At 63.2% G+C, this 23329-nt stretch carries 24 protein-coding genes and 1 pseudogene; 10 read left to right on the top strand and 15 right to left on the bottom strand.

Annotation, left to right across the window (positions count from 1 at the left end; genetic code table 11):
* Nucleotides 1–14 precede the first annotated feature (14 nt).
* The 3 genes from QCL65_RS16985 to QCL65_RS16975 form a co-directional block, all read right to left on the bottom strand.
* The gene (locus tag QCL65_RS16985; protein ID WP_407310717.1) at nucleotides 15–434 is read right to left on the bottom strand and encodes a GNAT family acetyltransferase; all 420 of its coding nucleotides are present in this window, start codon (nucleotides 432–434) and stop codon (nucleotides 15–17) included.
* A gap of 14 nt (nucleotides 435–448) precedes the next feature.
* Nucleotides 449–895: a thiol-disulfide oxidoreductase DCC family protein gene (locus QCL65_RS16980; RefSeq protein ID WP_407310715.1), complete on the bottom strand. Its 447-nt coding sequence runs from the start codon at nucleotides 893–895 to the stop codon at nucleotides 449–451.
* A 67-nt stretch (nucleotides 896–962) separates the two neighbouring features.
* Nucleotides 963–1289 (bottom strand): antibiotic biosynthesis monooxygenase family protein, encoded by a 327-nt coding sequence (locus tag QCL65_RS16975; protein WP_407310713.1) that lies wholly within the window; start codon nucleotides 1287–1289, stop codon nucleotides 963–965.
* A 141-nt stretch (nucleotides 1290–1430) separates the two neighbouring features.
* On the opposite strand from QCL65_RS16975, the gene QCL65_RS16970 reads away from it, so the two are divergent.
* Nucleotides 1431–2315, top strand: coding sequence for a LysR family transcriptional regulator (locus QCL65_RS16970; protein ID WP_407310711.1), 885 nt, complete (start codon nucleotides 1431–1433; stop codon nucleotides 2313–2315).
* Nucleotides 2316–2463: 148 nt separating this feature from the next.
* Here the strand turns inward: QCL65_RS16970 and QCL65_RS16965 are convergent, their stop codons facing one another.
* From QCL65_RS16965 to QCL65_RS16945, 5 genes are read right to left on the bottom strand one after another with little or no spacing between them, the layout of a single operon-like run.
* Nucleotides 2464–3246: a helix-turn-helix domain-containing protein gene (locus QCL65_RS16965; protein WP_407310709.1), complete on the bottom strand. Its 783-nt coding sequence runs from the start codon at nucleotides 3244–3246 to the stop codon at nucleotides 2464–2466.
* Entirely contained in the window at nucleotides 3246–4508 is a 1263-nt protein-coding gene (locus tag QCL65_RS16960; protein WP_407310707.1) for an FAD-dependent oxidoreductase, read from the bottom strand. Before QCL65_RS16960 ends, QCL65_RS16965 begins: the two co-directional genes overlap by 1 nt.
* Nucleotides 4505–4738: a (2Fe-2S)-binding protein gene (locus tag QCL65_RS16955; protein ID WP_407310705.1), complete on the bottom strand. Its 234-nt coding sequence runs from the start codon at nucleotides 4736–4738 to the stop codon at nucleotides 4505–4507. Before QCL65_RS16955 ends, QCL65_RS16960 begins: the two co-directional genes overlap by 4 nt.
* Nucleotides 4735–5859, bottom strand: coding sequence for an NAD(P)/FAD-dependent oxidoreductase (locus tag QCL65_RS16950; RefSeq protein ID WP_407310703.1), 1125 nt, complete (start codon nucleotides 5857–5859; stop codon nucleotides 4735–4737). The genes QCL65_RS16955 and QCL65_RS16950 overlap by 4 nt, the downstream gene beginning before the upstream one ends.
* The gene (locus QCL65_RS16945) at nucleotides 5856–6788 is read right to left on the bottom strand and encodes a 4-hydroxyproline epimerase (RefSeq protein WP_407310701.1); all 933 of its coding nucleotides are present in this window, start codon (nucleotides 6786–6788) and stop codon (nucleotides 5856–5858) included. The genes QCL65_RS16950 and QCL65_RS16945 overlap by 4 nt, the downstream gene beginning before the upstream one ends.
* A 207-nt stretch (nucleotides 6789–6995) precedes the next feature.
* Between QCL65_RS16945 and QCL65_RS16940 the strand changes: the two genes are divergently transcribed.
* From QCL65_RS16940 to QCL65_RS16915, 6 genes are all read left to right on the top strand, one after another.
* The gene (locus tag QCL65_RS16940; protein ID WP_407310699.1) at nucleotides 6996–7913 is read left to right on the top strand and encodes a dihydrodipicolinate synthase family protein; all 918 of its coding nucleotides are present in this window, start codon (nucleotides 6996–6998) and stop codon (nucleotides 7911–7913) included.
* A gap of 141 nt (nucleotides 7914–8054) precedes the next feature.
* Entirely contained in the window at nucleotides 8055–10469 is a 2415-nt protein-coding gene (locus QCL65_RS16935; RefSeq protein WP_407310697.1) for a PAS domain S-box protein, read from the top strand.
* Complete coding sequence (locus QCL65_RS16930; RefSeq protein WP_407310695.1) at nucleotides 10469–10927, top strand: GNAT family N-acetyltransferase; 459 nt, start codon at nucleotides 10469–10471, stop codon at nucleotides 10925–10927. Before QCL65_RS16935 ends, QCL65_RS16930 begins: the two co-directional genes overlap by 1 nt.
* Before the next feature lie 155 nt (nucleotides 10928–11082).
* Nucleotides 11083–11484 (top strand): hypothetical protein, encoded by a 402-nt coding sequence (locus tag QCL65_RS16925; protein WP_407310693.1) that lies wholly within the window; start codon nucleotides 11083–11085, stop codon nucleotides 11482–11484.
* 26 nt (nucleotides 11485–11510) lie between these two features.
* Complete coding sequence (locus QCL65_RS16920) at nucleotides 11511–11879, top strand: DUF2784 domain-containing protein (RefSeq protein WP_407310691.1); 369 nt, start codon at nucleotides 11511–11513, stop codon at nucleotides 11877–11879.
* A 94-nt stretch (nucleotides 11880–11973) separates the two neighbouring features.
* Nucleotides 11974–12144: a hypothetical protein gene (locus QCL65_RS16915; RefSeq protein ID WP_407310689.1), complete on the top strand. Its 171-nt coding sequence runs from the start codon at nucleotides 11974–11976 to the stop codon at nucleotides 12142–12144.
* A gap of 43 nt (nucleotides 12145–12187) precedes the next feature.
* Here QCL65_RS16915 and QCL65_RS16910 read toward each other — a convergent pair whose 3' ends face one another.
* A complete protein-coding gene (locus tag QCL65_RS16910; protein ID WP_407316899.1) occupies nucleotides 12188–12892 on the bottom strand; it encodes a methyl-accepting chemotaxis protein in 705 nt (234 codons plus the stop codon).
* A 201-nt stretch (nucleotides 12893–13093) separates the two neighbouring features.
* Nucleotides 13094–14116 (bottom strand): annotated as a pseudogene (locus QCL65_RS16905) (methyl-accepting chemotaxis protein); the annotation flags it as partial.
* Between the two features lie 395 nt (nucleotides 14117–14511).
* On the opposite strand from QCL65_RS16905, the gene QCL65_RS16900 reads away from it, so the two are divergent.
* Nucleotides 14512–17061 carry a glycosyl hydrolase family 28-related protein gene (locus tag QCL65_RS16900; protein ID WP_407310687.1) on the top strand — a complete coding sequence of 850 codons (2550 nt, stop codon included), beginning with the start codon at nucleotides 14512–14514 and terminating at the stop codon, nucleotides 17059–17061.
* Nucleotides 17062–17194: 133 nt separating this feature from the next.
* On the opposite strand, the gene QCL65_RS16895 is transcribed toward QCL65_RS16900, so the two are convergent.
* On the bottom strand, nucleotides 17195–18043 hold the full coding sequence (locus QCL65_RS16895; protein ID WP_407310685.1) for a CAP domain-containing protein: 849 nt from the start codon (nucleotides 18041–18043) through the stop codon (nucleotides 17195–17197).
* 68 nt (nucleotides 18044–18111) lie between these two features.
* Nucleotides 18112–18900, bottom strand: a complete 789-nt coding sequence (locus QCL65_RS16890) for a transporter substrate-binding domain-containing protein (protein ID WP_407310683.1) — start codon at nucleotides 18898–18900, stop codon at nucleotides 18112–18114.
* 191 nt (nucleotides 18901–19091) lie between these two features.
* Between QCL65_RS16890 and QCL65_RS16885 the strand changes: the two genes are divergently transcribed.
* Nucleotides 19092–20159: a CHASE4 domain-containing protein gene (locus tag QCL65_RS16885; protein ID WP_407310681.1), complete on the top strand. Its 1068-nt coding sequence runs from the start codon at nucleotides 19092–19094 to the stop codon at nucleotides 20157–20159.
* The gene (locus QCL65_RS16880; protein ID WP_407310679.1) at nucleotides 20160–21641 is read left to right on the top strand and encodes a putative bifunctional diguanylate cyclase/phosphodiesterase; all 1482 of its coding nucleotides are present in this window, start codon (nucleotides 20160–20162) and stop codon (nucleotides 21639–21641) included.
* Here QCL65_RS16880 and QCL65_RS16875 read toward each other — a convergent pair.
* The 3 genes from QCL65_RS16875 to QCL65_RS16865 are packed head-to-tail and all read right to left on the bottom strand — an operon-like array spanning nucleotide 21629 to nucleotide 23252.
* Nucleotides 21629–22609, bottom strand: coding sequence for an alpha/beta hydrolase (locus QCL65_RS16875; RefSeq protein ID WP_407310677.1), 981 nt, complete (start codon nucleotides 22607–22609; stop codon nucleotides 21629–21631). The genes QCL65_RS16880 and QCL65_RS16875 overlap by 13 nt on opposite strands.
* The gene (gene tspO / locus QCL65_RS16870) at nucleotides 22609–23049 is read right to left on the bottom strand and encodes a tryptophan-rich sensory protein TspO (RefSeq protein WP_407316897.1); all 441 of its coding nucleotides are present in this window, start codon (nucleotides 23047–23049) and stop codon (nucleotides 22609–22611) included. Before tspO ends, QCL65_RS16875 begins: the two co-directional genes overlap by 1 nt.
* Nucleotides 23050–23081: 32 nt before the next feature.
* Nucleotides 23082–23252: a DUF2986 domain-containing protein gene (locus tag QCL65_RS16865; RefSeq protein WP_407310675.1), complete on the bottom strand. Its 171-nt coding sequence runs from the start codon at nucleotides 23250–23252 to the stop codon at nucleotides 23082–23084.
* Nucleotides 23253–23329 lie beyond the last annotated feature (77 nt).

The raw sequence follows: 23329 nt of genomic DNA, 5'->3' as shown, positions 1-23329 counted from the left end.
AGCGAAATGTTCGTTCAGTAGAGCAGCTTACCCATGCTGATACGCGGCTCCACGACGTAGCCCAAACGCTCATAAAAGCCCTGCACAGCCTGGTTGCTGGTGACGATCTGCAGGTTGACCTTCAGGCAGCCACGGGTGGTCAGGGCTTGTTCGGCGTGGGCCACCAGTGCTGCGCCAATGCCTTTGCGTTGTAGGCCAGGTTGCACCGCGAGGGAATACAGCCAGCCGCGATGGCCGTCGTAGCCCGCCATTATGGTGCCGGCCAGCGCACCTTCGTGCAGCGCCACGAAAAACAACCCGTCCGCTGCCGCCAGCTTTTGCTCGATCGCCAGGCCAGGCTCGTTATGGGGGGTGGGGTAGCTGAGCAGGTTTTTCCACAGTTCTACGACTGCCAGGCGATGGGCGTCGTTGGCGAATTCGGTGATTACCGTCATGGGGGCTCCAGGCCTTATAACTTATCGTCTTCTGCGCCCATGCAGGCGTTCGGTTTGGCGGGTGGGCAAGTGTCCTTGCAGCGGCGGCCGCCGTCCGGGTGGGGCAGCCAGGCAAGGTGCGGGCGCGCTCGTTTGAACACGGCGTAAGCCAGCAAAAACAGCGGCCGCAGCGGTTTCCAGGCCAACGGTGCGGCCCACTTGCCGACGCCAGCGGCGCGCCAACTCCATAACGTCGCATCGATGCCGGTCAGCCACTGGCCGTCGGCGCTGCGGGCATGCAGGCATTCGCTGAGCGTCTGCTGGCTTTTGCCGGTGGCGGCGGGGTCGAAGTCGGCGGCGCTGATATCCACCAATTGCAGGCGCTGAGGGCTGGCGTGGCGGCGCAGCCAGTTGACCTCACGGGCACACAGAGGGCAGTCGAGGTCGACATACAGCGTGAGGGGTAGGCGCGGGCTGGTCATTGTGCGGCTCTGGGCTGGGGTAGTGTATGGACCTCGAATCCGGCGGCAAGTGCCCTCTGCGCCGAGTTCAAAACCCGTGGGCATAGTTGCGTTCGACCCGACATACACGGGTGGTGAACTGCTGATACCAGCACGCTCGGCCTTGCTTGCGCGCTTCGCTGTGCTCGGCATGGGCATACCAGGCCTTGATGGCCTCCTCGCTTGACCAATAGGAGAGGGTAATGCCCAGCCCATCATCACCCCGGGCCGACTCTACGCCCAGGAACCCTGGCTGCTGCTGCGCAAGCTCGACCATCCGCTGGGCCGCCTGGGCGTAGCCCGCCACATCGTGGGCCGTGCGCAGGGAAGTGAAAGTCACTACATAGTAGGGCAGGGCAAAGGTGTCGCAGAGCATGGGTGAGGTCCTTTTCAGTGGGGTTGGGGGCGATATTGACCTAGGTGGCATGGCTTGATGCGCTCATTGTGAGTTCCTTTCAATAAATCCGCGTTTCACATTATCCTTGCAGCATCGCAAGCTAAATGGGCATTTTGGCAATTGATCAATGCAGCGCTGCACTATCACATCACCCAGTCCGACCTAACCCTGGTACTCGCCCTGGTACGCGGTAAAACCTTGGCGCGGGCAGCGGAGCTGTTGGGCGTCGACGTGTCCACTGTGTTCCGTTCGATACGGCGCCTGGAAGCGGCGGTCGGCACGGTCTTGTTTGAAAAGAACCGCTCGGGTTACCTGCCCGGCACAACGGCGCTGGCGTTGGCGCAACAGGCCGAAGCGGCCGAGAGCGCGTTGCAGGTGGCGCAGATCAGCCTGCAGCAGGGGCATGCGATTGTCAGTGGCACGGTGCGCCTAACCTGCACGGAAGCTGTGCTGCAAGACCTTCTAGTGCCGGCGCTGCGGCAGTTCATGCCCAACTACCCCGGCCTCAAGCTGGAGCTCAATACCTCCAGCGCATTTGCCAATCTCAGCCACCGTGACGCCGATATCGCCTTGCGCCTGACCCTGAACCCGCCGCAGCATTTGGTGGGCACTTGCTTGGGCAGCGTGCGTTATCGAGTGGTGGCCAGCGCCGATTACCTACAGCGCAAGGGCTCCCGTAGTTGGGTGGAACTGGACTGGGTCGGCCCGGACGATTTTTTGCCCGACCACTCGACCGTGGTGTGGCGCCGCCAGCAGTATCCCGATCTGCTGCCCGCGTACCGCTGCAGTTCTATGCTGGGGGTGGCGCAGTTGGTTCGCGCGGGGCTAGGGGTGGCCGCGCTGCCTGAGTTCATGCTGAGCGACGGCAGTTTGCAGGCTTTGGGCGAACCCCTGGAGGGCTGCGACGCCGCGCTCTGGCTATTGACCCGGCCCGACTGCCGCAGGCTGCGTACGGTGTCGACGCTGTTTAAGGAATTGAGCAAAACGCTGTGTTGGACGCGATAAGCGGCTGGCGCTCAAGAGCTCGGGGGCAAGGCCCCCTCCTACGGTCGGCGGCCTATTCGATATTGGGTGTGCCGCCGGCGGTCGGGGGCCTATTCGATATTCGGTGTGTCGCCGGCGGTAGGAGGGGGCTTGCCCCCGATCTTTTGCTTTATCCCGCACCCTCCAGCCCCTCACGATACGCCCGCGGGCTCAGCCCGGTGAGTGCCTTGAATTGGCGGCTGAATGCGCTGTGGTCGGTGTAGCCGCACTGCAGGGCAATGTCGGTGATAGGTAAAGCGCTCTCCAGCAGGCGCGAGGCGTGCTCCAGGCGGGCTTTGTGGATCATCTGGCGTGGGGTGAGGTGGAAGATGCGCTTGCAGTAACGCTCCAGTTGCGCCGCCGACAGCCCGGCCAGAGCAGTCAGTTGCTGCAGGCGGATGGTCTGCTGATAGTGCTCGCGAATGTAGCGGTCGACGGCCGCCAAGCGTTGGTAGGCGGGGTGGGTATCGCTGGCCGCTTGCAGGTCGACGGAGATCCCGGCCATGCCGATGATCTGCCCGTCGCGGCCATGCAGCGGGTGTTTGTCGGTCAGGCACCAGCCAGGTTCGCGGCTGCCATAGAGGTGCAGTTCGAGTTGCCCATGGATACTGCTGCCGTGTTGCAGCACCCGTTGGTCTTGTTCGGTGTAGACCGGCCCGAGCCTGGCAGGAAAGACCTCGGCCGAGGTCTTGCCCAGCAAGGGGCCGATGTCTTTGTAGCCGCAGCGCTGGGCCAGGGTGAGGTTGGCGAGCAAGTAGCGCGCCTGTAGGTCCTTGATGAAAAATACTGCGCCGGGTATGGCATCCAGCAACGGCAAAATCAGCCCCAGCGCCGCCAGCAGGCTGGGCATGTCCTGCGGGGCTTGGGCGGCCAGGCGTTGACGAAGTTGGAGCAGCGGGGCGGCTGGGGTCATCAAGGCGGCTCGGGCGGGCTGCTGGAAGCCAACAGTGTAGCGATTCTGGCCGGCACCAGGGGCACCTGTGGCGCTGGCAGCGGCCACCCGAACAAGGCCTGGGCGGCCGTGGCGCAAATACGCCCCTGGCACGCGCCCATGCCGCAGCGCGATTGCAGCTTGGCGGTGGCCCAGTCGGGCTGCCCGGCCACGGCGTGCAGGGGGACATCTTCGCAGCGGCACAGCAGCGTATCGGGCTGGGCCAACTGCAACACGGCCGGGTTGAGGGCGAAGGTATGCTGCAGCAGCTTGGCGAAGGCTTGCCAATGGTCACGCTGCGCTTGCAGGTGCTGAGCCTGTTCGGCCTGGTCACTGGCGACCAAGCCGGCGATGCGGCCTTCGATTTGCGCCAGTTCGCTGCCACCCACCCCTGTGCATTCACCTGCGGCATAGACCTGCGGCACGCTGGTGCGCTGCTGGGCGTCCACTGCGATGGCATCCTCGCTGACGGCGCAGCCCAGATGCCGGCCCAGTTCGGTATTGGCCACCAGCCCATAGCCGCAAGCCAGGTGCTCGCAGGGCAGCTCCCACTCGCGCTCACCCACACGGATACGCACCGCTTGCAATCGCCGCTCGCCCAGTGCTTCCAGCACATGGGCCGCGCAGCGGTAAGCACGGGTGGCCAAGCCCGCGGCCTGCGCTACTTTGCCGGGCCAGCGCCACAATTGCGCGGCGAAGGCTGCCACCCGCAGCCCCTCGGCTTGCTCCAACACCTTGACCACATGGGCCCCGGCCTGGCGTGCGCTGGCGGCGCTGGCGAGCAACAGCGGGCCGCTGCCCGCCACCACCAGCGGTGCCTGGCGGCGCAGGGTCAGGCCGTTTTTCAGCAACGCTTGCAAGGCGCCGGCCCCGGTGACCCCTGGCAAGGTCCAGCCAGGAAAGGGCAGCAAGCGTTCGCGGGCGCCACAGCAGAGGATCAGGCGCGCGTAGTCCAGCACGAACCCGCGTTCGCTGTCTTCCAGCAGCAGCCGGCCAGTGCCCAAGCTGGCGACGATGCGCGTGGCGGGCAGGTAGCGCAGATTGGCCAGGGCCAATACCGCCAGACGTTGGCGCAGCGCTGCCGAGGGGGGATGGCCAGGGCCGTGGCGCCAAATCTGCCCGCCCGGGCGGGCGTTGTCGTCGACCATGACGATACGCCAGCCCGAACTCGCGGCGGCTGCGGCAGCGGCCAAACCCGCCGGACCGCTGCCGACGATGAGCAGATCGCAGCGTTGCTCGGTCATGCCTCGCGCTCCACCTGCATGCCCTCGCGGCACAGGGTCTGGCAGGCCAGTTGGCGGCGGCCGTCGATGCTCAGGCGGCACTCCTGGCACACCCCCATGCCACAATAGGGCGCCCGTGGCGCGCCATTCACGGCCAGGCGAGTGTGTTCGTCGCCACTGAGTGCCAGGGCGGCCGCGACGCTAATGCCGTCGGGTACCTGCAGCTGGCGCCGATTCAGGTAAATAATCATGGGCAGACCTGTAGCGGCACGGCGAAGCGCGCGGGTGAGTATGGCTGCACATCGATACTGGCCGGCTCGCCGAGCATCTGTGCGGCGAGCACCCGGGCGCTGCCGGTGGCGGTGGTCACGCCCAGGCCTTCGTGCCCCAGCGCCAGCCACAGGCCGCGCTGCCGAGGGTGCTCGCCCAACAGGGGCAGGCCATCGGGAGATGCTGCGCGAAAGCCGGTCCAGGCACGGATGCCGTTCAGGTCGGCGAGCCTTGGCAAGTACTCCACGGCCCTTTGCAGCATGCGCGCCAGCAAGGCCGGTTGCACCGCCGGGTCGAGGCTGTCGAATTGCCGCGAAGAGCCGATCAGCAATTGCCCGGTGGGCCGTGGCTGCACATTAAAGGCCACCGAGGTGCCGGCGTTGCTGTGGGCGCTGGCGCCATAGCCCAACTCCACCAACTGGTGGTGAACTTGCCCGGGGTAGCGGTCGGTGATCAGCAGGTGGCCCTTTTTCGCCCGTAGCGGCAGCTCGGGCAGTAACTGCTGGGCCGCCAGCCCATTGGCCACCACCACATAGGGCGCCGTCAGCACCCGGCCGTCGGCCAACTCGACGCGCTGCGCGGCGACCGCTGTGACCCGGGCGCGGCAGCGTTGGATAAGTGGCTGGCGTTGCAGCAGCCACTGGGCGACCGCCGGAGCGTACAGAATGCCGTCTCCGGGCACCTTAAGGGCGCCGAGCAGACCGGGGCGCAGCAGTGGTTCGATTGCCGCCAGTGGCGCCGGGCCGATCAGTTCGCTGGGCACTTCCTGCAACGCCAGGGCCGCTTGCTTGCTGCGGGCCACATCCATTTCTTCGGCATTGGCGGCCAGCCATAGCGTGCCGCACTGGCCGTAGCCACAGGCGCTGGGCATGTGTTCGCGCAATTTGCGCCACAGCGCCAGGGAATAGCGGCTCAACGCCAATTCGGCCGGATTGTCGTCCATGACCACCAGGTGGCCCATCCCGGCGCCCGTGGCGCCGCCGCGACCATCGTCCAGTACCCGCACGCGCAGGCCGAGTTCGGCGAAATGCTCGGCGCAGGCCGCACCGACAATGCCTGCGCCAATCACGATAACGTCGGCCGTGTCGGCGTTCGCGCTCACGGGGCAATGCCCCAGGCGAACGGGTCGTCGGGGTCGACCAGCAGGGTCGCTTCGGCGCAGATATAAGCACTGCCGCGCAAGGTGGGGATCACCTGGCCGTCCACCCAGTCATAGTGCGCCGTGAACTGGCTGCCCACGACGCTCGCCTGACGCCATAACGCACCGGGGGCCAGCAGCCCGTCAGCCGCCAGGCAGGCCAATTTGGCGCTGGTGCCGGTGCCGCAGGGCGAGCGATCGTAGGCCTTGCCGGGGCACAACACGAAGTTACGGCTGTCGGCCACGGGGTCGTCGGCAAAAAGTTCGATGTGATCGATCAAGGCGCCATCGGCCCCACCAATATCAGCGGCTTCCAGGGCTTGCCGCACGGCCCAGGCATAGCTCGTCAGCGCGTCGACGTTAGCCAGCTCGACGCTTTGCCCATGTTCGCTGATGAGGAAAAACCAATTGCCGCCCCAGGCAATGTCACCTTTGACTGAGCCATGGCCGGGCACCTGCACCTCGACCCCCTGGCGAAAGCGGTAGGCGGCGACGTTGCGCACACTCACCGAAAGGTCCTCGTGCAAGGTGGCGGTGACCGTGCCCACTGGCGTCTCAATGCGATGCTGGCCCGGCTCGATCCGGCCCAAGTGGTATAACGAGCGCACCAGGCCGATGGTGCCGTGGCCGCACATGCCCAGGTAGCCGCTGTTGTTGAAAAAGATCACCCCGGCGCAGGCATCGGCGGCTTCCGCCGGGCACAGCAGCGCGCCCACGAGCACGTCGTTGCCTCGTGGCTCCAGCATGCACGCCTGGCGCCATGGGTCGTGGTCACGGCGCAGCCGGGCCAGGCGTTCGGCCAGGCTACCGGCGCCCAGGTCAGGGAACCCGGCAATGACCAGGCGGGTCGGTTCGCCGCCGGTATGTGAATCGATCACCTGAATTCTGTTCATCGTGGCTGCCTGCTCAAGTCATACCTACAGGTTGGCCCCCGGCGGGCTACGCTGCTTGTCGGTTTTCACCACGCAAGGTGACGAAATCGGCACAGTCGCCGCACCCTCACTGTGCCGATTTCGTCCTGTGAGCAGAGAAAAACCTCAAGCCGCTGCCCAGGCTAAAGCGCAGGCTTGTGGCTTGCAGCCCACCGCGAGGACACCAGTATGAGCAAGGCCATCCATTGGCAAGGGGTTTTCCCTGCCGTTAGTACTCAATTCAACCCCGATTTTTCCCTTGATCTGCTTGCCACCCACCAAGTGATGCGCAACCTGGTCGCCGACGGCGTTTCGGGTTTGGTGGTGTGTGGCACAGTGGGGGAGAACACCTCCCTGACCACGGCGGAAAAACTGGCGGTGATCGAGGTGGCCAAGGACGCCGCTGCCGGCAAGGTCCCGGTGATCGCCGGGGTCGCCGAGTTCACCACCGAATTTGCCCGCAATACGGTGCGTGAAGCCGCACGGGTAGGGGTCGACGGCGTGATGGTCATGCCGGCGCTGGTTTACTCGGCCAAACCCCATGAGACCGCCGCGCACTTTCGCAGTATTGCCACCGGCACCGACCTGCCGGTCATGGTTTACAACAACCCGCCTATCTATAAAAACGACGTGACGCCGGACATCCTGATCGCCTTGCAAGACTGCGAGAACATCGTTTGCTTCAAGGATTCTTCCGGCGATACCCGGCGTTTTATCGACCTGCGCAATGCCGTGGGCGACCGTTTCGTGCTGTTCGCCGGCCTCGATGATGTGGTTCTGGAGAGCATTGCGGTGGGTGCCGAGGGGTGGGTGTCGGGCATGTCGAATGCGTTTCCGAAAGAGGGCGAAACCCTGTTCCGCCTGGCCCGCGAGCAGCGTTTCGATGAAGCGTTGGCGCTGTACCGCTGGTTTATGCCGCTGCTGCACCTCGACGCCCGGGCAGACCTGGTGCAATGCATCAAGCTGTGTGAAGCGCTGGTGGGGCGAGGCAGCTCGGTGACACGGCCGCCACGCTTGCCGCTGCAAGGCGAGGCACTGACCGAAGTGCAAGCCATCGTCGCCAAAGCCTTGGCCGAGCGCCCGGTGTTGCCGCAGGTAGGCCTCTGACAGCAACCTTGATGCAGGTGCTTGGCCTTTAATACGGCTTTTCGAACCGAGACTAGTGAACAGGGTCGTAACTTGAGGCTGCCTGGGCGTTAGAATAGCCCGCAGGAATCCGGCAATCAGTATGGAACGCCCTGGAACGCTATGCACCTGCACCCCAAGACGAAGGTTTTTCCGGTAGACGGTGGCGCCATGGGCGCCGCTATTGGCGCCCACGACTGGGCCAGTACTGCGTTAGGCGCGCCCGAGCAATGGCCGGCTGCGCTGCGCAATGCGCTGAACCTGATGCTCAACTCCCCCGAGAGCATGTACCTGCTCTGGGGCCCGGACCTGCTGTTTTTCTACAACGACGCATACCGCCCGGTGCTGGGCCCGCGCGAGCACGGCGCACTGGCCCAGCCCATCCGTATTCTTTGGGCTGATGCCTGGCCGGCGGTACAGGCAACGATCGAAAAAGCCTTGAACGGCCAAGCCAGCCGCTTCGAGGACGCGCCCATTACCATGGCGCGTTTCGGCGAGCCAGAGCAAACCTGGTGGTCGTTTTCCTTCTCGCCGATTTACGCCGATGACGGCGAAGTGGGCGGCGTTTTCTGCTTCACCACGGAAACCACTGAGCGGGTGCGCGCCACCGCAGAGCTAAAGGCCAGTGAAGCGCGTCTGCAGTTGGCCATCGAAGCCGCCGACCTGGGTACCTGGGATCTGGACCTGCTCACCGACACATCAGTGCGTTCGCTGCGCCATGACCAAATGTTCGGCTTCACCGAGTTGCAGGCCAGCTGGGGCGTGGAGAGCACCGAGCCGCATGTGGTCGAAGCCGATCGCCCGCTGTTCCACGAGGCTATCGAGCGCGCCCGCAGCACCGGCAAGCTGGAGCTGGAGATACGGGTGAGGGGCGTCGACGGCGTCGAGCGCTGGATTTCCAGCAAAGGTCGGGCCCATTACGACCAAGCCGGTACGCCTGTGCGCATGGCCGGAGTGGTCGCTGATATCAGTGAGCGGCGCGAAGCTCAATTGCGTCTTCAGGAATTCGCCGCGACCCTTGAACAGCGTGTTGAAGAGAGCACGCGAGAGCGTGACCGGATGTGGTCGGTGTCGCGGGATTTCCTCTTGATCATTGGCCACGACGCCCGCTACAAGCGGGTCAACCCCACTTGGTTGCGCGATTTCGGCTATACCCAAGAGCAGTTGGTCGGCCTGAGCTTCGATGCCTTAGTGCACCCAGACGATCACTTGCTGGTGCATGAGCTGTTCAATGATCTGAGCGCCGGCGTGCCATTGATCAACCTCAATGCGCGTATGCGCCGTAGTGACGGCCAGTATCGGGTGATGGAATGGGTCGCGGTGGCCGCTGAGGACGGCATGTACTGTTCCGGGCGGGACATCACTGAGTTGCGCGAAACCGAAGAAGCCTTGCGGCAGTCGCAGAAGATGGAAGCGGTCGGCCAGTTGACCGGCGGCGTGGCCCATGACTTCAACAACCTGTTGACCATCATTCGTTCGTCGGTGGATTTCCTGCGTCGCCCCGGGCTTCAGGAAGAGCGCCGTGAACGCTATTTAACGGCGGTCTCCGACACCGTCGACCGCGCCGCCAAGCTGACCGGGCAGTTGTTGGCGTTCGCCCGTCGCCAGGCCTTGACCCCGGAAGTCTTCGATGTCGACCATAAAGTACGCGGCGTCGCCTATATGCTCGACACCTTGTCCGGCGCGCGCATCCGGGTAAAAACCGAGTTGCTCGGCCACCCCTGTTTTATCAATGCCGACCTTAGCCAGTTTGAAACAGCCCTGGTCAATATGGCCGTGAATGCTCGCGATGCGATGGACGAGGAAGGTGTGCTGACCCTGCGCCTGACGCGCTTGGGCGGTTTACCGTCCATTCGCGGGCACGCGGCCTCGACCCAGGGTTTTGTCGCCATCAGCGTCAGCGACACCGGCAGTGGGATCGCCCCGGCTTTGCTGGGGCGCATTTTCGAGCCGTTTTTCACCACCAAGCCCATCGGCAAGGGCACCGGCCTGGGGCTTAGCCAGGTGTTCGGGTTCGCCAAACAGTCGGGTGGCAATGTCGAAGTGAGCAGTGAGCTGAACGTGGGGACCACCTTCACCCTGTTTTTACCCGAGGTCGATGACGGGCCCCGGCAGCGCGAGCCTGAAGCAGCCCCCTTGTTGATTGGCGGTGCAGGCCAGCGGGTGCTGGTGGTCGAGGACAATATCGAAGTCGGCCAATTCTGTACGCAAATCCTCGAAGACCTGGGCTATACCACCCATTGGACGGTGAATGCCGAGGACGCCCTGGCGGCGCTTCTAGACGCCAATGGCAACTTCGCCGCAGTGTTCTCTGACGTCGTTATGCCGGGCATGGGCGGTATTGCCCTGGCTGAGCAATTGCGCCGCGACCAGCCGGACTTACCCGTGTTGTTGACCTCGGGCTACAGCCATGTGCTGGCTGAGGACAGCGGGCACGGCTTCGAGCTCTTGCACAAACCTTACTCGGCCGAGCAACTGGCCCTGCGCCTGCGTAAGCTGATCCGCTTGGCGCCGCCCAAGCCTCGGCCTGCTGGCTGATGGACGTAGTACTGCGAAGGGCGCTAGCCGCCGATGCCGCGGCGGTCAGTCATGTGATTCTGACCACCCTGCGCGTCACCAGCGCCCAGGACTACCCGGCCCAGGTCATCGAGCAAGTGGCGCTCAGTTTCGGCCCTGACCAAGTGGCCCAATTGATCGCCAGCCGCGATGTTTACCTGGCCTATCGTGGGCAAGAGGTATTGGCCACGGCAAGCCTGGACGGCAATGTCGTGCGTAGCGTGTTCGTGCTGCCAACGCAGCAAGGGCAGGGCATCGGCCAGCAACTGTTGGCGCTGCTGGAACAGGCGGCGCGGGGGCGCGGCATCGATACCTTGTGGGTGCCTTCATCCGTGACCGCCCAGGGCTTCTATGCCCGTTTGGGTTTTACCCTCGAACGGGAACAGCACCACGGCGCCGAGCGTACCTTGGTGATGAAGCGGGTGCTGGGCCAGGCCTAGCCCCGTTACGGCGGCTCGGCTAGTATGAGCCGGCCTGTTCGCTTTGGTTGAGCACAGGCCTCTTTCGCGGCCACTTACCGCTCAAGCCTGCCCTCCATTCACTTTTGTGCTGAGAACGCTGAGCATGATCGAGCCTGAACCCGTGCCAGTACCCTATGACGTCTGACCCGAGCTTGCGCAGCGCCTGCCCGGCCGGCCTGTGCGACTGCCGCCGGGAGCAATTGAGCGCCGCGCCTGCAGCCGATACGCGCATCCTGCGGCTGACCCGCGCTGAGGAAAAGCGCTTGATCGAGCGCTTGGAAAACGTGCACAGCCTGGCGCAATTGCAGCGTCTGCAGCAGCTTATGTTCGAGCAGTTGGGCATACGCATGAGCATCGCGCCGGGCCTCAATGAGGTCAAAAGCATGCGCGGTATTGCCATCCACCTGGCTGAGCAACCGGGCCTGTGCCGCAAGACACGCCAAGCTATTCCGGCGGCGGTGCGCCGAGGCTTGGAGCAACACCCTGAGGTCGCTTACGGCTTGCTCAACGCCCACGACTTGTTGCGTGATGCATGAGCCACTCAGCCGTCCCTGGAGCCTGAATGGCCTACCGACTCGCCGCTGATGCCTTGGTGCTATTGCACCTGGTATTTATCCTCTTTGCGCTATTGGGCGGGCTGCTGGCACTGAAATGGCGGCCGGTGCTAGCGTTACACCTACCGGCTGCCCTCTGGGGCGTCCTGGTAGAAGTGATGCACTGGCGTTGCCCACTGACCCGCTGGGAAAATCTGATGCGCCAGGCCGCCGGGCAGGCCGGGTATGCCGACAGTTTTATCGAACACTATCTCTGGCCGTTGATCTACCCGGCCGGTTTGACCCCGGCTATTCAATGGCTACTGGGCGCCTTGGTGTTAGCGGTCAATCTGCTGATCTACCGGCGCATTTACCAGCGCTGGCACAAGGCCCCCTGAACGCTGGCTGACCAGCGCCGCACAATCACAATGAGCATTTGACCGGCTGCAGGGTCAGAGACTCTTTAGGGAGGTACGCAGCATGGCGATCAGCGTGAAACGATTGGAAGGCAGCGAGATCCCCGAAGAACTGCGCGGGGACGGCGTGGAGCAAGTGTTTCGAGTGGGGCCGCTCGATGGCAAGATGCAGTTCGTCGCCACGGAGGAGGAAGCCGCCAGCCTGGCGGTGGAGTTGAGCGAGCAGGAAATCCACAGCGAATCTTAGCCGCCTGGCCTGGCGGCCGATCATCGGCCGCCAGCTGGGTTAGCTACACGCGAAAGCGCGCTACCAGCCCTTGCAGGTCGGTGCCCAGGCGCGCCAGTTCGGCGGTTGAAACCGCGCTCTGGGCGCTGGCGGCGGCCGATTGATCCGCCACGTCACGCACGCTGAGCACGCTACGGTTGATTTCTTCGGTGACCGCGCTCTGCTCCTCGGCGGCGGTGGATATCTGCTGGCTCATCTGCTCGATGGTGGTGATGGACTGCGTAATTTCCACCAGCGCTTGTTCGGCCTGGCGGGCCAGGCCAACGGTGCCTTCGGTGCGCTGGCGGCTGGCGTCCATCAGGTCTGACGCAGCGCCTGTGCCTTGCTGCAGAGCCTGAATCAAGGCTTCGATCTCGGTCGTGGAATTCTGCGTGCGCTGCGCCAGTGAGCGTACCTCGTCTGCTACCACGGCAAAGCCGCGGCCTTGCTCACCGGCTCGGGCAGCCTCGATCGCCGCGTTGAGGGCCAGCAGGTTAGTCTGCTCGGCAACCGCCTTGATCACGTCGATCACGCTGCCGATCTTATCGCTGTCCTGGGTCAGCCGCTGCATGGCTTGGCCCAGTTGCTCCACTTCCTCAGCCAATTGGCCAATTTCACGCGTGGCATGTTGCACCACACCGCTGCCGTGGGCGGCGCGTTCGCTGGCTTGTTTAGCGGCCCGCGAAGCGTCTTCAGTGTTTTGTGCGACTTCCTGCACGGTGGAGGCCATTTGGTTCATCGCCGTGGCGACTTGGTCGACTTCCATCTTCTGCTGGCTGACACCGGCACTGGTCTGTCTGCTCACGGCTGAGAGCTCATCGGCCGCAGTTGCTATTTGCGTGACGCCCTGGCCAATGCCGCTGATCAAACCGCGCAACGCAACGGTCATGTGCTGCATGGTGTTCTGTAACAGGCCCAGTTCGTCTTGGCGCGAGGTGCTGGTGTCGTGGGTCAGGTCGCCATCGGCGATGCGCCGCGCAGCGATCACCGTGGCGTTCAATGGGCGAGTGATTTGCCGGGTAATCAGGACGGCGGCGAAGATGCCGATCAGCAGTACCACCAGGGCGACGCTGAGTAACTGCACCACCGCAGTACGCTGTTCGGTCTTGGCCTTGGCCACTTGCGCGGCCGCCAGCTCGTCGGTACGGGCAGCGGTGGCGATGGACTGGCGCTGCAGTTCGCCACGCAGCTGTTCGCTCTGTTGCAGCATCTGCGAGATGGAAGTCATCAGCACCTTGTATTGCTTCAGCGCCTCCAGGGCGGTATCTACCGCCGCGCTGGCTTCGCTGGGCAACTGGCTACGCGCTTGCGCGACCTGGGCGATCAGGGCGTCGGCAGCGTTGTAGGTCGCCTGGCGGTTATCGGCCGTAGGCACGCTTAGGTAACGGCGGAACACCAGGCGAAAGCCGGTCATGCCGTTGCGCAAATCGCCGGCGATTTTCACCTGGCGGATCCCGGTTTCGTCGGGCGTACGCAGGGTGTCGTCGATGGTTTTTTGCAAGAGGTTTTCAAAGGTGGCGCTGACGTCGTCGGAGACCTTGATCAACGGCTTGAGGGCTTCATCGAAGGTTTGGTTGACGTTCACCAACTGCGCGAAAGTTTTTTTCAGGCCACCGACCTGGTCGCGGATGTCTTGCAGCATGTCCAGGTTGCTCGACACGCTGAACAGGCTGAGGCTTTGTTCGACACTGCGGTTGAGGGTGTTCAAAGCGCTGTCATAAGTTTGCACGCCAGCGGCGGTGGGCCCGGTGGCATAGGCCTGGGCGGCGATACGGGCGCTGAGTACATCAGCTTTGAGTTCAGCGACTTTGCCAGCTTTGTCGAGGCGTTCAACCAGCAAGTTGGTGCTGGCGTACCCAATCAGCGTAACCGTGAGTACTCCCAATAAAATGGCGCCGAAGCCAATTCCCAGCTTCTTACTGACCTTCAAGTTGTCTAGCCATGTGGATTTCATTGCGCAGGAGCCTCGGGATTTCTCTGAATGGCCCTAGATCGGCCTGGGCTTTGGCAACTTGATAGCCAGTCATCAGGGGGAGGCCTCCCGCTTGGCTAAATGGTCTTTATTGTCCTGTGTTTACGGGGTGTGGCTTGGATGAAGATTTCTTCAGGGACCGACTCGGCGATAACTAGTGAACCGCTTTAGAGGCGTTTTATAACAGTTGCTTGACGTCAAAAAAGTCTTAGTTTTCAGGGGTAAGTGCAACTCGTCGGAACTTCTATACCACTGGCGTAAATTAACTGACGCCTACGCCGAACCTCGATAATGTGCCCTCGAAGTGTCACTCCCTCTGTTGTATCCGAGACAGTTGCGCAGCGGGAACAACGCCCCCAGGGATTAGAGGAATCGGCATGAGCAGTATTTTCAACGTTAAAGACTTCGGCGCTGTTGGCGACGGTATCACCGACGATACCCTCGCACTGCAAAAGACCATCGACGCTGCCGCCGCCGCTGGCGGGGGTGAAGTCCAGCTGGGCAATGGCACTTATATCGTCAGCGCCTCCAGCGGTGCGGCGTTGAACCTCAAAGACAATGTCAGCCTCAGTGGCAATGGCGTTGCCCAGACCACCCTGAAATTGGCTGATGGCACCCCGGCTGCAGTGAACGCCTTGATCAGCGCCGACCAGGCGCACAACGTCGGTGCCAGTGGCCTGACCCTGGACGGCAACCGCGAAAATACCCAAGGCTCGGCCAGCGGCTGGGTCAACGGCAGCGCCACCGGGGTGAGCCTGCATGACCTGCAGGCGCAGAATTTCAATGGCAATGGCCTCGATTTGACTGGCCAAGCCAGCGAGATCGAGCTGCGCAATAGCAGCGCCCATGGCAACCGGCTTGACGGTATCGTCGCCGACCGCTTGGTCAACAGTGCGTTCCAGGACAACAGCGCCTATGGCAATGGCGGCCATGGTTTCAACATTGGCGGCGACCTGGAGCTGTCCGACAGCAAGGCCTACAGCAACGGCAAAGACGGCATTTTCATCCAGGAAGGCGTAGGCGTACCGAACAAGCCGAGCAGCCTGGACGTTATCGGTGGCCAGGTCTATGGCAACGGCGGCAATGGCGTGTCGGTGGAGAAAGCCGAGCTGTTTGTGATCAATGGCCTGGACATCAGCGGCAACGCTGGCAATGGCGTCTACCTGAATGACGGCGCTTATGGCGATGTCTCGTTCAACCAGATCCACAACAATAACCTTGGCAACAGCAGCGGCACGGCGGCTGCCGCCGAGGTGTACATCGTGGGTGACGGCAACTCCGCCACCAGCTTCAACACCATCGGCTTCAACGTTATCACCGGTGGCGACAACTCCACCTATGGCGTCGCCGAAAGCCGCAGCGGCACCGATTCGAACCTGATCAACCAGAACATCATTAGCCACACCACCCAGGGCAATACGGCGGCCTACGGTGTGCACAGCGATACCTCGAAGAACCCCAATGTGATCTTCGACATGGGCACCCCGGGCGCCGATCTCATGCGCGGTGACATCACCCGTGACGAGCTGTATGGCGGCGCCGGCCGCGACACTTTGTTCGGTGGCGCCAACGACGACCTGCTGGTGGGCGGAGCAGGGGCCGATAGGCTCAGTGGCGGTTCAGGCAGCGACGTTTTCCGCTTCACCGAACAGACTGACAGCTACCGCAGCGAGACCCGGTCTTATGCGGACCTGATCACCGACTTCGACACCCGCACCGACCGCATCGATGCGGCGAGCCTGGGTTTCAGCGGCCTTGGCAATGGTCACAATGGTACGCTCAAGGCGGTTTACAACGCCGAGAAAGACATCACCTACCTGAAAAACCTCGACGCCGATGCCCAGGGCAATCGCTTCGAATTGGCTTTGGCCGGTAACCTGGTCAATAGCTTGAGCGCCGCCAACTTCCAGCACTTGATCAAAGGCACGGCTGCGGCTGACTCGATCACCGGCACGGTGGGCGACGATACGCTGCTCGGCGGTGCCGGCAATGACCAGCTCAGTGGCAATTCCGGCGATGACCGCCTCGACGGCGGTGCTGGCGCTGATACCTTGATCGGTGGCGCGGGGGCCGACACCTTTGTGTTCAGCTCGATTGGCGACAGCCTGCGCAAGGACGTACCGGGCGGCACGGCCCTGCGCGACACTATCGTGGATTTCAATGAGCAGTCCAATGACCGTATCGACGTTTCCGCGCTTGGCTTCATCGGCCTGGGCAATGGCTACGACGGCACTTTGAAAGTGGTGCTCAATGGCCAGGGCGACAAGACCGCGCTCAAGTCGCTGGAAACCGATGCCAACGGCAACCACTTCGAAGTGCTGTTGCAGGGTAACCACCTCAACGATTTGAGCATGGCCAACGTGGTGTTCGCCAACACCGAAGGCGCCACAGTGGTGTCGTCGCGCCCTGACCAGGACCGCTACGTGACGGGCAGCACTGGCGACGACAACCTGCACGGGCAGTGGGGCAACGACACCTTGCGCGGCCTGGCCGGTAACGACGTATTGGACGGCGGCATCGGCAATGACCTGCTGATCGGCGGCGCGGGCAGCGACAAGCTCACCGGTGGCTCGGGCGCGGACACGTTCCGTTTCGGTTCGGTCAGCGACAGCTTCCGTTCCGACAGCGCCCGGGCGACTGATTTGATCACCGACTTCACCGTCGGCCAGGATCACCTCGATGTCGCGGCCCTAGGCTTTACCGGCCTGGGTGACGGCACAGATGGCACGCTGAAGTTAAGCTACAACGCTAATCTAGGCCGCAGCTATTTGCGCGACCTGGACGGCGACGCTGACGGTAAACACTTCGAGTTGGTGCTCGACGGTGACTTGCGTGGGCAGCTCAAGGACGATTCGTTCGTCTGGGCCGCCCCTGAGCCGGTGGAGCCGATTGCCCTGCTGGGCGTGCCGGATCCGCTAACGGCGTAGGAGGGGCCTTGGCCCCATCTTTTGATCTTCGGCGGGTATGCGCGCATAACGTAAGAGCTCGGGGGCGAGACCCCCTCCTACGGTGGGTTTGGTGTGTCAATGGCAGGTAGGAGGGGCCTTGGCCCCGATCTTTTCAGGGCGCGCCAAAAAGGGCAGTCCAGTAAATCCCACCCTCACTGCGCGGATCCGCCGCGTAGCCTGCCCCTAATTCGCTGAACTGTGGGTTCATCAGGTTAGCGCAGTGCCCAGGGCTGGCCAGCCAGCCGTCGACCACTTTGGCCGGCGTGTCCTGCCCCGCAGCGATGTTCTCGCCGATGGCCCCACCCAGGTAGCCCGCCAGCTCGGCCCGGTCGCCTGGGGTGCTGCCGTCGCGGCCCTTGTGGTCGAAGAAATTCTGGTTGGCCATGGCCCGGCTGTGGCCTTCGGCGGCCTTGGCCAGGTTGTCATTCCACGCTAACGCCGGGGCGGCAGCAAAGGCCTGGGCGCCGCATTGGCGCGCCTGCTGGCGGGCGGTATTGAGCAGCCCCAACAGTTGCTGGCCCTCACTTTGGGAGGTGCCCAGGCGTGCGCTCAACAACGGCCGCGCCAGCACCACTCGCCAGTCACGGCCCTCACGGCTGACGCCGATGTCGACAAACTGTGGGTCTAACGCCACCTGGCAAAAGCTCTCCTTGATGGTCGCCATAGCAGCCCCGGCGTCACGCGGGCCGGCCAGGCTGATGGCGCGAACATTGACCATGGGGTAGCGGGCCTGGGCCAACGCCTGCCGCAAGTCGGTCTTACCACTGGCCGGCAGGATCAGCCGCGGGTCAGAGGCCAGCGGTGGCAGCTCGGCCGAGGCTTGCCCCTCACAGCGTTGCACTTGGCTGCGGTAGCTGTTGATGGCTTCGATCAGTTGGCTTTCTTCACTGGCCAGGGCCGCCGGGGCGACAAAACCCAGGCCAGAGGCGATAAGGCAGAGGAGTAAGGGAAGGGCGCGCATACAGGGCTCCACTGAAGAGAAGGTGCCCATGATGCGCGATTTGCCGGCGTGCGGCGAGGGGCCTGACTTTAGAAATCGGCAGGTAGCGATTCTTTCAGCCAGGTTTCGACAAACCTGTTTAGCGTGCCATCGGCCTTGGCCGCCGCGATGATCTGATTGACCTTGGCCTTGAGCGCGGCTTCATCTTTGGCGATACCGATATAGCAGCCCGAATCCCTGAGTTTGAACTTGAGTAGCGGCGGGCGTTGCGGGTTTTTCTCCGCGATCACCACCATGGTGGCATTACCGCTGGCGATCAACTGCACCTGGCCCGCGAGAAACGCCGAGATCGAAGTGTTGTTGTCCTCGAAGCGTTTGACCGTAGTGCCTGCGGGCGCCACTTTGCTCACTTCGATGTCTTCCAAGGCGCCACGGGCCAGGCCGACGCTTTTGCCAGCCAGGTCGGCTGGGGTCTTGACCTGGACGTCGGCAGGGCCGTAGACCCCCATGTAGAAGGGGGCGTATTTGTCACTGAAGGCGATCACTTCTTCGCGCTCCGGGGTTTTGCCCAGGCTGGAAATAGTCAGGTCGACTTTGCCGGTGGTCAGAAAAGGAATGCGGTTAGCCGAGGTCACTGCGGTCAGTTGCAGTTTCACCCCCAGCTTGTCGGCGATCAATTGCGCCATATCGATGTCCAGGCCGCGCGGTTTTAGGTCAGTGCCGACCGAGCCGAAGGGCGGGTAGTCCTGGGGCACGGCGACCCTCAGCACGCCGCGTTGGGTGATCTCGGACAAGGCGTCGGCCTGAACCAGGCCGGGCATTGCGGCGGCCGCCAGGGTGCATAGGGCAAACAACAAACCACGGCATAGATAGGGCATGTGACCTCTCAGAAATGACCAGCAAGGGGATTCACCAACATCGTTGCAATATATGGGCCGAACATTGATCAGGTGACCCGGGGCCGCGCGCTTGAGCCGCGGGATATCAAGCTCTGGGGCAGCAGGCCGATACCCTATGGGTCAGGCGCGATACTCGTAGTTGCCTGCATGCCGAGTAAACCAACACCCTGATGAAAATCACCACGCCGCCTGCCCCAATGGTTCTATCGGGGCGCACCTTTACTCGGCACACGCTACCGGCGATTGTGTTGTTGCTGGTTGTCCTGTCGATGTTGGCCATCGGGCTGTTGCTCAGTGTCACCCACGAGCAGGACCGAAGCGCCCGCGAGCAAAATCTGTTTTTCGCGCAAAAAGCCGTGGAAGGCGTGCGCGTGAACATCCAGCGTGACCTCAGCGACTACGCCAAGTGGAGCGATGCTTACCGGGATTTGCACGTCAGCGTCGACCCCGCGTGGGCGTATAACCAGGAAAACGTCGGCAGCAGTGTGTTCCAGCTCTATGGCTATCAGGCCGTGATGGTCATTGGCCCGGATGACCGCACCGTTTACTCGGTCCTCAACGGCAAAATCGCTCAGCTCGATGCTCGCACTTGGTTGCAGGGCGACCTGGCTAGCCTGCTGGCGTGGGCCAGGGCCGCCGAACACCGGGAAGACACGGGCGTGCGCCTGATGCACAGTGATGGCGCACCGGCCTTTGTGTCGGCGGCGGCGATCACCACCGGCACCGACGGCAGTGTCGCAGAGGTTGCGGGGCCACCCAGTGTCATGTTGTTCATCAAGGTACTGGACGAAAAAGCGTTGGCCAGCGTAGCCCGAGATTTCGCCTTGGCTGACGCGCACGTCTCCCGCGACGGTCGGGCCGCTGAGCACAATAGCGTGCAGCTGGACCCCGCTTTTGCCGATCGGTTGGTGTGGACCCCGGCGACCCCAGGCAAGGCCCTGCGCGACACGCTATTGCCGCTACTGGTGCTCGCGCTGCTGACTCTGGGCCTGTTCGCTGGCCTGGTGTTGCGTCAAGCCTTGCGCATGCTGCGGCAACAAGAGCGCCAGTACGCCGAGATGACGCGCCAGGGCCTGGCTCTGGCCCACAGCGAGGAGCGCTTTCGCAACATCGCCGAAGTGTCCTCCGACTGGCTGTGGGAAGTGGGTGCCGATTACCGCCTGAGCTACCTTTCGGAACGCTTCGAACAGGTCACTGGCTATCCGCAGCAGGCCTGGTTGGGCAAGCGTTTGCCATAGGTGCTGAGCGCCCACGGCGCGGCGCAGCCGCTGGCGCAGTGGCTGCTCGGGCAAGCCAGCCTGCCTGCTGCGGCTGCGCTGATCTGCCAATACACCGACTACGATGGACGAACCCGCACCTGCAAGCTGTCGGCCCGGGCTATCCAGGGCGGGCACGAAGGCTTTCGCGGCACCGCTACCGATATCACCGGCGAGCTGGAAGCGCTGGCGCAGATCCGCTATCTGGCGCTGCATGATTCCCTGACCGGGCTGGCCAATCGCGGCCGGCTGTATGACTTTTTGCAGGCCCAGCTGGCCTGCGCGACGCCACTGGCGGTGCTGAGCCTGGACCTGGACCGCTTCAAACCGATCAACGACCACCTCGGCCATGCGGTCGGCGACAGCGTTCTGCGCCGGGTGGCACAGGTGCTGGAACAAAATATTCGTGGCACCGACTTGGTGGCCCGACTGGGCGGCGATGAATTTGTCGTGGTACTACCCGGCCCCTTCGGCCAGGCCGAACTGCAACAGTTGTGTGAGCGCATCATCGAGCAGTTGCACCTGCCGATGCACCTGGACGGCCACCGGGTTTTTATCGGGGTGAGCATCGGGGCGGCGTGGTCCGGCGCCGATTGCCGGCACGCTGAAGCGCTGCTGCAGCGCGCCGACATTGCCCTGTATAGCGCCAAAGGGGCGGGGCGAGGCACTTGGCGACAGTACAGTGAAGGCATGAACGGGGCGTTGCTGGAGCGGCGTCAGTACGAGACCTCGTTGCGCGAAGCGTTTCACAACGACGGTCTGCAGATTTGCTATATGCCACGCTTTAGCGCGGGTGGGTCGCAGTTGGCCGGGTTCGAAGCGTCGTTACAGTGGCAGCACCCCCAACGTGGGCTATTGGGGTGGCAGGAGTTTATACCGGGCGTGCAAGACCCAGCGTTGCTGGACGCCCTGGGCCATTGGATTTTGCACAACCTCTGCCAGCAAGCCGCGACCTGGCCGGCACCGCTGACGGTGTCGATGGTGGTGTTGCCACGCTGTTTCAAAAGCGGCTTGATGGCAGTCCAGTTGCCACCGGCATTGGCGCGTTCCGGGCTAGACCCACGGCGCCTGATCCTGGCCATCGGCGAGGAGGTCATGCTCGACCCTTCGCCGAATATCGCGCGCCACCTGCACGGGCTCAAGGCATTGGGCGTGGCGGTTTACGTCGATAAGTTCGGCAGCCGCCTCAGCGCATTACAGGGGCTGCTGGGTGGCCCTTTCGATGGTATTCGTTTCGAGCGCCACCTCATTGAGACCCTCGGGCAAGGGCAGGATCAGGCCCTGTTCGCCGCGATGGTCACTCTGGGGCGCAGCCTGGGGCTGCAAGTGGCAGCCGAGGGCATCGACACCCAGGACCAGTTCGAGCAACTGCGTGCGGCGATCTGCGACCAGTTACAGGGGGCATTTTTCGGCCAGGCGCTGTCTGGCCCTGAGGCCACATTGCGGGCGCTTCAGGCACCGTGACGGGCCGCCAGCGTTGCGTCGATCCGTGCGGTTACCCAGCGGTGGCTATAAGCGAGCACGTCCTGGGCCAAGGCCGTGGGGAAATGAATGAACCCATGGGGCGAGGCGGGCAGCAGGTGGGCTTCGACCGCGGCTGACTGCCGCCACCGGTCCGCCAACTGCAGGGTGTCGTCCTTTAGCGGGTCGAGTTCGCCAACCAACATCAGCGCAGCAGGAAAGTCGCTGAAGTCGCCGTACAAAGGCGACAACGGCGGCTGCCGCCGGGTGGGGTCGTCTAGGCCCGGCGTGAGCAGGCGAAGCGCCTCGACCATACCGGGGCCATCCAGTACCAGTGTATCGGCGCTGGCACTGCGCACGCTGGGGGTGCCGGTCAGGTCGTAGACGCCGTAGTAGAGCAGGGCGCCACTGATCCGTTGCAGCAGGGTGGGCGATGCCTTCAGCCCCAGCAAGGTGGCCGCCGCGAGGTGCCCGCCGGCCGATTCACCGACGACGATGACCGGCAGCCCGGCGAATTCCTCTGCGCCCAGCAGCCAGTGCGCGGCGCCCAGGCAGTCGGCCAACAGCCCTTGGATGGGCGTCGACACCGCCAGTCGATAATCCACCGACACCACGGTCACGTTGCAGGCATTGACCATCGCCAGGTTCAGGTCATCGTTCATCTGCGCATTACCGATGACCCAGCCGCCGCCATGGAAGTCCAGCACGACCCCCCTGGACTGGGCGCGTGGCCGGATAATCCGCAACGGCACCGAAGCACCGGCAACGGCGATGACTTTTGTCTCAGCCGTCAGTCCATGCCTGGCCAGCTTGCCCGCACCGCCGATCTGGCCCGCGCGCAGTAATAGCTGGATCACCCGTGGGGTGAGCCGGTTACGGATGCGAAAGCGCGGCAACCATGCCAGCCTCTTATTGAAACGGCGGACCTGCGCCAGGGTCTGCTCGCTGGCTGGCCAATCGGTGATGGTCATCAGCGGTTACTGCGCAAGATGGAAAAATTCAACGCCCAGGCGACGCACAGCCAGACCAGATAAGGGAACAGGATCAAGCCGGTGATCAAGTCGAGCTGTATGGCCATCAATACCATTGCAGCGACGACCAGCCAGAGCAGGGTGAGGATCAGCAAGCCGGCGACAATCCGTTGAGCGCCGAAGAACACCGGCGTCCATAAGGTATTGAGGGCAATCTGGGCGGCCCATAACGCCAGGACGTTCTGGCTGCCAGGTATCAGGCTCAGGCGATAGCCCGCCCAGGCCAGCAGCAGGTAGATAATCGACCAGGCCACTGGGAACAGCCAGTTGGGTGGGGTGAAGCTCGGCTTGGTCAGGGTTTCGTACCACTGCCCCGGTTTGAACAGCATGCCGGTGCTGGCCGCGGCGGCGCAGGCCAGCAGGAATATAAAAAACGTCAACACGTGGTGAAGGCCTCTGTAGAAGAAAAGGGTTAGGCGTGCGGCGTGGGTGAAACCCCTGCACCCGTGGCTTCAGCTTCGGCCGCCAGCTTCGCGCGGTCGGCTTTATTGATATAGGGGTTTTTATTGGCAGGGGCCAACTTGGCACTGGCTTTTTTGGCATTGGCTTTGAGCAATTGGTTTAGTTTTTTCCGACGATTCATGATTCCAGCCTGGTTTGAGCGTTACGAATGCTGGTTACTCTGCACGATGGCGGCCGGGTTTGACTACTCGCTCGGCC

The sequence above is a fragment of the Pseudomonas sp. nanlin1 genome, assembly GCF_045571515.1.
Taxonomy (GTDB): domain Bacteria; phylum Pseudomonadota; class Gammaproteobacteria; order Pseudomonadales; family Pseudomonadaceae; genus Aquipseudomonas.
This window is presented reverse-complemented; position numbering and strand designations above follow the sequence as displayed.